Annotated in this window: 7 protein-coding genes; 3 read left to right on the top strand and 4 right to left on the bottom strand. The window is 42.6% G+C overall.

Annotation, left to right across the window (positions count from 1 at the left end; translation table 11 throughout):
• The 4 genes from JBF11_RS08405 to rpoN all read right to left on the bottom strand — a co-directional run bounded on the left by JBF11_RS08405 (window position 1) and on the right by rpoN (window position 5,984).
• Complete coding sequence (locus tag JBF11_RS08405; protein WP_334315029.1) at window positions 1-1,770, bottom strand: site-specific DNA-methyltransferase; 1,770 nt, start codon at window positions 1,768-1,770, stop codon at window positions 1-3.
• Between the two features lie 197 nt (window positions 1,771-1,967).
• Window positions 1,968-3,341, bottom strand: coding sequence for an alanine/glycine:cation symporter family protein (locus tag JBF11_RS08400; RefSeq protein WP_334315028.1), 1,374 nt, complete (start codon window positions 3,339-3,341; stop codon window positions 1,968-1,970).
• A gap of 352 nt (window positions 3,342-3,693) precedes the next feature.
• The gene (locus JBF11_RS08395; protein WP_334315027.1) at window positions 3,694-4,500 is read right to left on the bottom strand and encodes a D-alanyl-D-alanine carboxypeptidase family protein; all 807 of its coding nucleotides are present in this window, start codon (window positions 4,498-4,500) and stop codon (window positions 3,694-3,696) included.
• A 41-nt stretch (window positions 4,501-4,541) separates the two neighbouring features.
• Window positions 4,542-5,984 (bottom strand): RNA polymerase factor sigma-54, encoded by a 1,443-nt coding sequence (rpoN, locus tag JBF11_RS08390; protein ID WP_334315026.1) that lies wholly within the window; start codon window positions 5,982-5,984, stop codon window positions 4,542-4,544.
• Window positions 5,985-6,166: 182 nt separating this feature from the next.
• Here rpoN and JBF11_RS08385 point away from each other — a divergent pair, with 182 nt between their 5' ends.
• Genes JBF11_RS08385 through JBF11_RS08375 form a run of 3 tightly spaced genes read left to right on the top strand, consistent with a single transcriptional unit; the run spans window position 6,167 to window position 12,340 of the window.
• Window positions 6,167-6,757, top strand: coding sequence for a hypothetical protein (locus JBF11_RS08385; RefSeq protein WP_334315025.1), 591 nt, complete (start codon window positions 6,167-6,169; stop codon window positions 6,755-6,757).
• Window positions 6,758-6,766: 9 nt separating this feature from the next.
• Window positions 6,767-8,122 carry a metallophosphoesterase family protein gene (locus JBF11_RS08380; RefSeq protein ID WP_334315024.1) on the top strand — a complete coding sequence of 452 codons (1,356 nt, stop codon included), beginning with the start codon at window positions 6,767-6,769 and terminating at the stop codon, window positions 8,120-8,122.
• Between the two features lie 12 nt (window positions 8,123-8,134).
• Window positions 8,135-12,340: an AAA family ATPase gene (locus JBF11_RS08375; RefSeq protein WP_334315023.1), complete on the top strand. Its 4,206-nt coding sequence runs from the start codon at window positions 8,135-8,137 to the stop codon at window positions 12,338-12,340.
• Window positions 12,341-12,354 lie beyond the last annotated feature (14 nt).

The raw sequence follows: 12,354 nt of genomic DNA, 5'->3' as shown, positions 1-12,354 counted from the left end.
TTAAAATCTCTCTATGATATTAATCTGTTTTTCAACATCAAGAACACTTTTTAAATTATTTTTCAATTCGGTTAAATTGGTAAAATCAAAACTGTGATTATACAAATAAATAGTATTAACACGTTGCTTTCTTTTACCAATCATATTGAGAAATTCTTTTGTATGCCCGCTGTTCCAGCCCTCATTGATAAAATATAAAGAGCGGTACGCATCAGGAGAATAAGCAACATAATCTTTAATATGCAATTCCTGAATAAGGGTATTAAATGCAAAACCGTCAGCAATAAGCCATGTTGCAAGAAGCGTATCTTTTCCTGTTGCAGCCAAATCAGTATTCAGACTCTTGCCAGAAAAATCATCCAAGGATAATTTATCACTATCCCAAAGCAAAGGCTTATTGGGATTAAATTCTTCAATTTTAGCCAATATCTTAGTATCGGAAACAGAAGCGATTTTATAATGTTTAAAACCGCTGCTGTCTTCTAGTTTTTTTGCTGCATTTTTAATCCTCTGTCTGCTTATTTCGTCAATAGTCTTATAGCCTTGTTTCTGTGCTTCCGAATTTTCTTTGACCGGTTCGTCAAGCTGAACCATAATATATTTGCGGTTGCCTCCGTCCTCTTTGTTTAATTGCATGACAGCATGGGCGGTAGTTGCGGAACCTGCGAAAAAGTCAAGGATAATGTCATCACAATTCTTATTTAATATCGTTGCACTTAATATAAAATCTTTTAATAATGATACTGACTTAGGATAATTGAAAATATTTTCTAAATTTAATTGTTTTAAATCATGTACACCATTTTTATTTAAATGTTTTACAATTGTATAAAGTTTTGATGTATCATCTGCAATTTTTCTATATCTTCCTACAATATTTTTATTTTCTTTTGGAATTAATATATAATCACCTTTTATTATTCCTTCATCAATTTCATCTTTCTTTTTTTGGTCATAAAAATTTAAAATATCCTCATAAGAACAAGTTCCATATTTTCCAAATTCTTCCCGTAACCAATCTGTTTCTATCCAATATTGTTCACCATTTTTTTCTATAATTTGTCCTCTTATATCTTTAGGCTTTCCTAATGGCGTATATTTTAATATGTTTTTAGTATAAGCTAATAAGTAATCATGCCCAATTACAGCATTTTTTGCCAATCCGCCACCTTCTGAACGTATTACTATAAAATTTGCAATAAAATTCCCTTCCCCGAAAATCTCATCACAAATCAATTTCAAATTTGCCTGTTCATTATCGTCAATGGAAATAAAAATAACCCCGTCTTCTGTCAGTAAGCGTTTCGCCAAGGCTAAACGGGGATACATGAATGTAAGCCACGCAGAGTGTGAGCTTTTACCTTTCAGGCTTTTTACCCGTTCAATTTCTTCCGAAGATAAGCCTAATTTTTCTTCCAACTCTTTGTCCGTAAATTTAAAATTATCCTTATACACAAAATCATCATTGCCCGTATTATACGGAGGGTCTATATAAATAAGCTTTATTTTATTGGTATAGGCTTTTTGCAAATGCTTCAGGATTTCCAAATTATCACCGGTAATAAAAACATTTTCGCTGTTTTTGTTTTCTTCCCGTTCATTCCATGCAGTATCAGGCACAAGCATTGTTTCCGTATCCAGTTCTTTTATATACTTGGCATAACTTTTCCCGACAAATCTTAATTGAAAACCGTCACCAATTTCGTCCTTATCATATTCCATATTGAGAGCATTATTATTTTTTATAATTGCTTGCAAACCATTATTCATAACCACCTCAATTTACTATTAACTTAAATTTTACTTTCTTTAATCAAGATACACTGTTCACCTCATGAAAGCAAGGTAAATCACCGACAGCGGATTTGCTCCGTATCTTCGGCAAAACCGTTCCGTTTCGTATTCACGCAAAAAAGCCGCCCGGCAAGCAGGCGGCTTTAGTTTTTTACCAACATATTTTTATGGCATTACTTCACTTCGCGGTTAAATTCGTCAAGAGCCATGCTTACGAACTTGCCGAGGGCGAACAAGGCGATAATGTTTGGAAGCACCATGATACCGTTGAAGAAGTCCGCCAAATTCCAAACAAGGTCGACCTTGAGCACGGAGCCGAGGACCAAAAAGACGATGATAACAAGCTTATACGGTCTAACCGCCTTTGTTCCGAACAAATACTTGATGTTTTGTTCACCGAAGAAAGACCAGCTCAAAATAGTCGAACCTGCGAAAAAGAACAAACAGACGGCAACAAAGGTGCTGCCGAGAGGTCCGAGCCCGATGGTGAAGGCTTTTTGAGTAAGAGCTATGCCCTGCGGCACGGCATTCGGATCGGTTCCAAGCGCGCCGGTCATAAGAATGACGAATGCCGTCATATTGAGCACGACAAAGGTATCGAAGAAAACACCGATAATGGCGACCAAACCTTGCTGGGCAGGATATTTAACCTTTGCGATAGCGTGCGCATGAGGCGTTGAGCCCATACCGGCTTCGTTTGAGAAAAGCCCGCGGGCAACCCCGTAACGCATGGCTTCCTTAATGCTCGCCCCGATAACGCCGCCTGTTGCAGCCATGGGGTCGAAAGCGCCTACAAAAATCATTTTGAAAGCCGGAATAAGCTGGTCGATATGGATAACCATAACAATAACGGCACCGATGATATAAAGCACCGCCATGAGAGGCACCATTTTTTCCGTGGTATATGCCAAACGGGAAACACCGCCGAGAAAAATGAAACCGACGAAAGCAGCAACAAGCAAACCGATGACAAAAGGAGGAATGCCGAAAGCGGTATAAAAAGAATCGGCGATGGAGTTCGCCTGCACCATATTCCCGATAAAACCGAGAGCCAAAATAATGGTTACGGCGAAAAATCCAGCCAAAGCTTTGCTGCCGAGCCCTTTGGAAATATAATAAGCAGGTCCGCCGACACTGTGCCCTTTATCGTCTTTTGTCTTATAAATTTGAGCGAGGACAGCTTCGACGAAAATGGTCGCCATACCGAAGAAAGCCGCAATCCACATCCAGAAAATAGCACCCGGACCGCCGCATGCGATAGCTGTTGCCGCACCTGCCATATTCCCCGTGCCGACTTGCGCCGCAACGGCGGTTGTCAGGGACTGGAACGAACTCATGCCGTCCTTGCCTGCCTTTTCCCCTTGTAAGGACATATCGCCAAAACCATAGCGCACAGCCTTAAAAAAGCGTTTAACCTGGACGAATTTGAGTTTCAAAGTAAAATAAATGCCGGCACCAACTAAAATTGGAATCAGACAATACGGTCCCCAAAGGATGCTGTTGATATCTGAAACCAACACATTAAGTTGATCCAAAATCTGGTTCATGCGAAACCTCTCAAAATTAATTGTTTAACCAAAAGACTCAACCATTTTTACAATTTTGTAAAAATAAATAATACTGCATTATACAAGAATAAGCAAGCATTATCTTCTTAAATTAAAATTCAATCATACCGATAAATATCTTTTCCTTGGCAATATGATTATCAAGAAAAAAAAGAACTCTTCGGCGGAAAACAAAAATTACAATATTGTAAACAGAGCAGTTCAAACCGATACGGGGGCAAATCTGAAAACGTTCATACTGGAAAAAAAACGCTTAAGCGGTTTTTGAAAAACGGGATAAAATGAGAAACAAAATAAAACGGTTTCGTCAAAGAAAAAAAGCCTCATATCGCTATAAGGCTTTGGAAATTTTAGCGATTTTATGGGATTTTACGGCAAACCCCGCGTCCATGAGCTTTTTCAGTTCCTTCGCCCGTATGGTATCGGTGTTCGCCCCTAAAATGACAGCCAAAAGCCTTGTGCCTCCGCGCCGCACCGTGCTGACGATATTGTAGCCCGAAGCCCTCGTCCAGCCGGTTTTCAGCCCGTCCGCCCCTTGGTATCTGCCAAGCAGCGGATTTTTATTTCTCAATACATAGTCGCGGTAGGCGTATTGCTTCGTATTATGATACGTCAGGCACTCGGGGTGCGTCATGATATAATTCCGGCTCAAGGCGAGCATGTCGTTCGCCGTTGTGTACTGCCCTTTCGCGGGCAATCCATTGCAGGTTTTAAAAACGGTATGGTTCATTTTAAGGCGTCTTGCCTTTTCATTCATAAGCCGTACGAATTTTTTTTCGGAACCTGCCATATGTTCCGCAATGGCGACGCAGGCGTCATTGCCGCTTGCAACAGCCATGCCGTACAAAAGCTGTTTTACCGTGACAATATCGCCCTTTTTCAGGTGCATGCTCGAACCGCCCGTGCACGCCGCCTTCCGGCTGATTTTCACTTTCGTATCCAAGCTGATTTTTTTGGCTTTTATGGCATCAAAAACCAAATACATGGTCATAATCTTCGTAAGCGAAGCAGGCGGAATTCTCTTGTTTTCATTTTGCTTATACAGCACCTTAACGGAGTCCAAATCCATTAAAATCGCCCCGCGCACGTTCAGCGGCGCGGCGGCGGCATGAAAACCGAAACTAAAAAAACAAAGCAAAACACAAATTATCCGGGCTATCATCATTCTGTTTAATACCATTAAAACCGTTGTTTTCTTTTGGAAGAAGAAGGAATATTCAATGCCGTCCTGTATTTCGCCACGGTTCGGCGGGCGATGTCAACCCCTATTTCCTGTTTTAAAAGCTCGCAAAGCTTCTCGTCGGCAAGGGGGTTTTTGGGGTCTTCCTTACCAATCATCTTCTTAATAAGCGCTTTCACGCTTTCCGAGCCGACAGAGTCGCCGTTGTCGGAACTCAGGGCGCTGTTGAAGAAAAATTTCAGCTCAAACACCCCATGCGGCGTGGAAACATATTTATTGGTCGTAATACGGCTTACAGAAGATTCATGCATTTCAATATCTTCCGCTATATCTTTTAAAATAAGAGGCTTCAGCTTATCCACGCCCTCTTCGAAAAACGAACGCTGGAATTTGACTATGCTTTCCACAACCTTATAAAGGGTGCGCTTTCTTTGTTCAAGACTTTTGATAAGCCATGAAGCGGACGCTATTTTCTTATTGGTGAAATCTTTCACCTCGGCAGAAACATTGCCCTTATCCAAAAAATCATTCAGGCGCAAATTGGGAATATCTTCATCGTTCAATAAAATGACAAAATCGCCGTCACTCGGAAAAACATACACGTCAGGGCTGACATACAACGGTTCGCTTTCGCCGAAACTCGCTCCGGGCATGGGGTCGAGGGACTGGATAATATCAAGGTATTCCTTGAGGGTTTCCATATCCAAATGGAATTTGCGCAAAAGGGGCTTGTATCTGTGCGTTTCAAGGTCAGTAAGGTGGTATTTGATAAGCTCGACCAAAACAGGGTCCCGGTCGTATTTCAGCACTTCCACCTGCACAAGCAGACATTCCTGGGGCGTTCTTGCGGCAACCCCGACGGGATCAAGACGCTGCACCTTATAAAGCAGTTCTTCGACCTTTTCCGCACTGCTTCGCGTCGCTTCCGCTATTTCGGAAAGTTCGGCACGCAAATACCCGCAGCTGTCCAGATTTCCGATAATATTTTCGCAAATATCCAGCTCTTCTTCGGTAAAAGAGGAAAGGCGGAGCTGCCACATGAGGTGATCGTCCAAAGAACTTTTTTCCGCATAGCGTGTTTCGATAAAATTATTGTCTTCTATGGATTCGTATTCATGGGCGGACGAAGTCTTGGGAGCGGAGGAAAGTTCCCCCAAATAATCTTCCCAATCGCCGTTTTTGTTTATCTCTTCAAAGGAATATCCCTCATCGGCTTCGGAACTTGCGCGGTTTTCATTCAATTCCGAAAAATTCTCGTCAACATCGGAAAGTTCCGGCGAACCTTGAACCTCTTCCAAAAAAGGGTTTTCAAGCAATTCCTGCTGAATATGCTCCACAAGCTCCAGCCTGGACATTTGCAGCAATTTTATGGCTTGCTGCAATTGCGGCGACATAAGAAGCTGCTGCGTCTGCTTCAGCTGTTGTTTAAGCTCCAAAGCCATAACCCTTCTCCAAAATCAAGATCTCCTTCGCATGCATTTCTTATGCCATAAGTATTTTTTTATTGCAAGCTAAACAAGATAAAAAATCCATTCTATAATAAATAGAGTTTGTTAGAATAAAAAACCTTGCTAAAAGCACCAATTTGTGACAAAATGTAAGAAATACAAATCAGAGGTTTTTTATGGATATAAATCAAATACGCACCCAACTTTCTTCCGCAAAAGTGAGCGCCAAAAAAGGCGATTTGGCAGGTTCCTTAAAACGCTTCATTTACGCAATGCACGCCCTCGTGCAGTCCAACACGCCCGTTTCCACCGAACTAAAAAGCCTTATCCGCGACACCACGATGGAATACAACGCGTTCACCCAAGTAAAGGACGCATTGAACATTTCTTTCAGCTACACGGCGGGCGAAGAGAAAAAACTGCTTGTGACCTGCATGAAAGCCTATGAACACCTGACCAAAAACCAAAAAGAGGAAGAGAGTTACGAAGACGCCCTCAAGCGCAAAAAAGCGCTTGACACCTATTTAAATTCCGCCAAAGACTTCTTAAGCAGGGATTTTCTTGAACAAGCCGACACAGCCGTTGAAAAGGCGCTGGAAAATTATAAGGACGAACATGCCATTTTCGCCTATATCGGCGAACTTTATCTGCAAAAAAACTATATCACGCGGGCGAAACATTTTTATAAACGCGCCACAGAAGCGGAACCGAACAACCAAGCCGTAGCGAAAAAATTTATTGAAATCAGCAAAATGCAGCAAAAATAAGAGGGGGTTATGCAGCAACTATCGTTTATTCATGTTTCTGATTTGCATTTGGACAATTTTCCTCCCGTGAAACAAGAAAATGATGAAATGGCAATCCGTCTGCATGACGCCCCTTACGGGGCATTGAAAAATTTACTGGAACTTTGCAGACAAAAATCACCGCAATTCATTGTTTATTCGGGTGACATCCACGAGCACGGGCTTTTAAGCCTGGAAGCCCGTTTTTGTCTGACGGATTTTTTCAACGAGCTGAAAACGCTGGATATTCCTTTTTATTACGCCTGCGGCAATCACGACCACTTAGGGCAAAACGACAGCTTTTTCCAAAATTTTGAAAATGTTTTCCGCTTTTCCGAAAACTGGTCGTATTTTCCTTATCCCCCTAGTAAAAAAGAAGATACGGAGAACGAAACGGACCGATGCGCGCCCCTATGCAGCATATACGGCGTCAGCCACAGCACCCGCAAGGAATTAAAAAATTTTTTGAAAGATTTTTCCTGCGATGCCGCAGCCCCGTTCAATATCGGCGTTCTGCACGCGACAGTGAGCAGCTCCGATAAAATCAAAAATACCGACAAACACGTCGTCGCCCTTTGCAGGGAAAAAGATTTCAACAGCTTCCCCATTGATTATTGGGCGCTGGGACATATCCACGAACCCGCCGTCATTCAGGAAAGCCCCTTTCTCGCCTATGCGGGCGCGATGCAGGCTACCCGCATGAGTGAAACAGGAGCCCGCGGAGCGACGCTTGTCACCGCGGAACATTTTGAAAACAAAACGGAGCAGAAAATCCATACGGAATTTTTTCCGCTCGCCCCGCTTGAAACCTATTCCCTCTCCCTTACCCTCGCCATGGATGAAGAGCTTGAAAATACCGGACAATGCCTTGAATATTTTCTTTATGCATTCAAAAAAGAATACGCGAAATTTGAAAAAAATCCTCTTTGCCGCACAAGAATTTTCAATCTTTATCTCGAAGGACAGCACGATTTGTACGAAGAACTGCAAGAGGAAGGTTTTATTCAAAACCTGAAAAGCAAACTTGAAGAAATTGAAACAGACGCAAAAATTTTTATCAAAAAAATCAAATGTCTGATCCGCCCGCGTTTCGGCTATGAAAACGCTCATAAACGCGATGATTTACTGGGAGAAGTGTTCAGACTGCTGGAAACGCTCCGCCAGGACCCGGAAACCTTTGAGAGCATCCTCAGAAAATTGGATAATGATTTCAAAATCAAGAATGAAATCGAACTCGGATTTTTCGCCCATGGCGATAAACGCAGTAAAAAACAATTGGAAAAATATCGGAAAACGCTGCTCAAAGCATGCGAGAATATTTGCGTTAACGTATTGGAACCCAAATAATTCGGTGGAAATATGTATATTAAAAATTTTCATATTGAAGAATTCGGTCCTTTAGAAAATATTGATGTTGAAAATCTGCCCCAAACAATGGCGGTTTTTCTTGGCGACAACGAAGCAGGCAAAAGTTCTTCCATGGAATTTATCCGCACCATGCTCACGGGTATTCCCAACAGGCGTGACCTCTTTTCCCAGTCCATCAAGAAATTCAGAGGGGGGACCCTTCTTCTGGAAGATGAAAAATATGGCGGAATGCGTGTGGAAAGAAATTTTTCCGCCCGCTCCAACCGCAATTTAAAAGTATACGACGAAACCGGAAAAAAAATTGAAAACACGATTTTTTTCAATGCAACAGATAATATCTCACAAGATGTGTACCGCCTTGTTTTCGGGTTCAATCTGGCGGAACTGCAAAATTTTTCCGCGTTTCAAGACACCAATATCCTTGAAAACGTTTTGGGCGCAAGCTATGGGCTCGGACTTATCACTCCCGAAGTCGCCTTGCAGAAAATCCAAGAACAAATGGACAAACTGTATAAGGCGAAAGGCAAAACATCCGTACTGCAGGCGCTGTTCGCAAAATGGAAAGATGAAAACGCGCTTTTTGAAGAAACGAACCAACGGGTAAAAAAATTTGACGAACTGCAAAACAGGCTTCAAAGCGCAACCCTTTCCTATGACGAATTAAAACAGGAAAAAATCAAGATAAAAGCCCATGCGGAAGAATTGCGCACATGCATAACACTTTGGGGACAATGGAAAAAATGGGCGGACCTGCAAAAAGAATTTATAAAAATGCAAGCCCTCACAGGCAAGTTTTTTGACGAACATGCCGATGACGCCGAAATTTTATTCACAAAAATTTTGGAACAGCGCAGCATGAAACAAAAATTCTTGGCTTCCCTTTCACACACGCAGCGGGAATTTGAATACAGACTGAAAAAATTCAATATCAGAACAAACCTTATCGCCCAGTATTTGCCGATTAAGAATTTAAATGCAAAATTTTTGGAAGCGCAAAAAATCATTGCTGAAATCCCTGCGCGAAAAGTTCAAATCGAGCAGGCTTTTCTCGCCCTTAACAAACAAAACAAAAAAATCCTTGAAGCGTGGCAGCTCTTCAATCCCAGCCCTCTTATCCACCATTACGAAAGCCCCGAACGTTTATTGGAACATTTCGGCACGGTTTTGGAAGACAGCCTTTTTCTTGACGATCTGGAAAAATCCGCAAGCCGGATCAGAGAAGCCAAAGCCCAGGTGCAAAACGCCAAAACAGCCTTGGAATATGCGAAACGCGATACGGAAAAAGCAAACCTCAAATACCAAGCCGTATTGAAAGAAAAAGCGGAAAACAATAAAAATTTAAATAAAAACAATTTGTTGAGCAAAGAAGAAATCGCATTTGAACAGCTGCTCCAGCAATGGCAAAACCGCTTGCAGGAAACCCAGGAAAAAGAAAACTCCTATCTTGACATTTCCACCGAAAAATATACGGAATTTTTAAACCAAAGCAAGGAACTGGGCTTTTCTTCCCTGCAGGACAATACCGTCAGCAAGGACAACGCAAAAGATTTTCTGCAGCATTACATGCAGCTTGCCCAAATCGTACGCGGCATCCACAGCAACGAAGAAGAAATTTTAACTGCTTTCAAACAATATGAACAAACTACCCAAGATTTGCAGCTGCAGGAAGAACACTTGCAGGAAAAAGCAAACAGAGCGAAACAAAACGGCGAGCAAGACAAAAAACGTATTGAAAAAATCAACGCCATTGACAAAGCCACCCGTAACATCATCAGGCAGCTGGAGCAAATAGAGCAAAAAACGGAACCGGAATATGAACAAGAGGCATTGCCGAAATGGACCAAAATTCCCGCGCTTTTATGCGCCGGCACGGCTTTTTTGCTGCTTCTCTTACGCTTTACAAGCAGCAGTTCCCAAGTGGATATTTTTTTCGGAACATTGAACATCCCGTTTTTGCTGCCTGTCATTTTGCTTTTGGCAGGTATCGGACAAGGGGCTTTTTTATGGTATTTCCAACAAAAAAATGCCGGACAGCCCTCTTATTCCCCCAACGAGCAAGTTGACCTTCTTGTTCATGATTTACAGGAATTGCAGGACATCCAAGAAAAACTTCTGCAAAACTTCTATCCGGAACAGGCAAAAGAACTTCCTCAAAACGAAGCGGCGGAAAAACAAAACGAAATGCTGCATTTTGACGAGGAACTGCTTCAGAAAATTGACGAAGCGAAACTTTCCTGGCTTACTCAAGTTATTGAAAAAGCGAAGGAAAGAGCGTCCCTTTACAGTCATTACGCAAAAAAATTCAATGCCGGCGCAGCAGAAGAAACACAAGAAAATCCCGACCCGCTCCAAAACCATGCCCGAATTGCGGAACTGAAAGAACAAGCGGAACAGCTTGAAAAGCAAATCCGCAATTCCCTTTCCCAAGCGCAAGACAGCATACGGTCCATGGCGGATGTGCCGAACTTCATGAGAACAATCCGCCGCCTGGATTTGCTGGTACAGGACATCAACACCATGAGCGTCAATGTGCGGCAGTGCCATGACGTTTACAATGAGTTCACGCAATGGCTGAAAACAGCCATCCCCCAATTATCCGACATGTTCGCCAAACTCCCCTCCGAGGAATATCTGCCTCGTTTAATCGAATACCGCCACACTATCCGGGAAGAACAGTTCAAACACATCCAAGAAATGCACGGGGCTATTTTCGCCGAAAGTTTGGCAAGCTTGGAAGAAAGCGCGGAACATTACGCCAATGTGGAAAAATCCCTTGCGGAACGGAAGAACGCCTTGGAAAAAATTTATAAGCAATTGGCGGATTTTTTATGCAAAAACGGCTTATTATCCGAAGACATGCATAATCAGTTCGTGCGAAAACTTTGCAACGAAGAACAGGAACAAGATATTTTTTCAGGCACATTTTCAAATGTCAAACAATGCGTGGAAATGCTTTACCACCTGCATACGCTTCATACGGAACAGGAAAACCGCAAAGAACAGTTGTCGGCGCAATATGAGGCGCTCAAAGATTTCATCGAACCCCTGCGGACAATTTTAATCCGTACCGACTTTTCTCCGAAAGAACCAATCCGCACGGAAAACGACTATATTCAGGCGTATCGGGACCTCATGCTTGAGCTTGAAGAAGAATACGCCCTTTTCCAGCAAAAGGAAAACCTGCTGAAAGAATACGAGCAAGCAAAAGAGCGCTACAACCAAGCGAAAACAGATGTCCAGGAAGTGGAAAAAACACTGCAGGAGCTTTACGCCTCCGCCCATGTGGAAAACGAAGAAGCCCTCGCCGACCTTTTCGCCCGAATGAAAGAAAGCGAACGTTATACCCAGCAGGCTGTTATTATTGAAGAAAGCCTGAGGGAAGAAGCAATTCCGCAATTCATCGGAAAAAGCGATACGCCAAGCAAGCGGGAATACAGGGAATTGCCCGACCAAAAACCGCTGCCGGAAATTTTCGCCTATTTTGATGAAAACGCGAAAACCCGCTTTGAAGCGGAATTGGAAGAATTGCAGGAAGAAGACGCCGGACTTGACCGTATAGAAAAACATATCCAATCCCTGCAAGGCAAGGTTGAAGCGGAACGGACCTTCATGTATGAAGAAAGCCTTTCCAACGAAGCCGGCTACCGCATGAAAAAAACCGAAGAGGAAATAAAAGAAAACTATGAGTCATGGCTGGAATACGCTTTTGCAAAAGAAATTTTGGAACGCGCCAAAAAGCAATACGAAGAAAACAGCCAACCCCAAATCGTGCAGATCGCCTCTGAATTTTTCACTGAAATCACCGACAATGCATGGCAGGGGATAAAAGTCAATTTGGACGACAGAAGCGTCCATGTCATTGACGGAAACGGCAAATACCTGCAAGCGGAAATGCTCAGCCAGGGCGCGAAAGAACAGCTTTATCTTTCCCTGCGCCTCGCCCATATAAAAAACCGTTCGCTCACCAAACGTCCCCTGCCTATTTTAATGGACGACATTCTGGTCAACTTCGACGAACGGAGAATACGAAATACAGCCAAAGTTTTGGATTTAATGGTCCAAGAAACGCTTGATCTGTATAATAACCAGCAAATTCTTTTTTATACCTGCCATGAACGGACGGCAAAAATTCTTCAGGAAATCGTGCAGGGAACAAAAATTTACCGCGTCCAGGACAAAAAAATTTATGCCGAATAAAAAAGCGGGGAAAT

Source organism: Taurinivorans muris (assembly GCF_025232395.1).
In the GTDB taxonomy this organism is placed as follows: domain Bacteria; phylum Desulfobacterota; class Desulfovibrionia; order Desulfovibrionales; family Desulfovibrionaceae; genus Taurinivorans; species Taurinivorans muris.
Note: the sequence above shows the minus strand (reverse complement) of the source record. Positions and strands in the feature narration are given on the sequence as shown.

What these genes read in the sequence shown, in the direction of transcription:
- JBF11_RS08400 (WP_334315028.1), bottom strand. Translation starts at nt 3,341, where the DNA reads ATGAACCAGATTTTGGATCAACTTAATGTGTTGGTTTCAGATATCAAC.
- JBF11_RS08405 (WP_334315029.1), bottom strand. Translation starts at nt 1,770, where the DNA reads ATGAATAATGGTTTGCAAGCAATTATAAAAAATAATAATGCTCTCAAT.
- JBF11_RS08385 (WP_334315025.1), top strand. Translation starts at nt 6,167, where the DNA reads ATGGATATAAATCAAATACGCACCCAACTTTCTTCCGCAAAAGTGAGC.
- JBF11_RS08375 (WP_334315023.1), top strand. Translation starts at nt 8,135, where the DNA reads ATGTATATTAAAAATTTTCATATTGAAGAATTCGGTCCTTTAGAAAAT.
- JBF11_RS08380 (WP_334315024.1), top strand. Translation starts at nt 6,767, where the DNA reads ATGCAGCAACTATCGTTTATTCATGTTTCTGATTTGCATTTGGACAAT.
- rpoN (WP_334315026.1), bottom strand. Translation starts at nt 5,984, where the DNA reads ATGGCTTTGGAGCTTAAACAACAGCTGAAGCAGACGCAGCAGCTTCTT.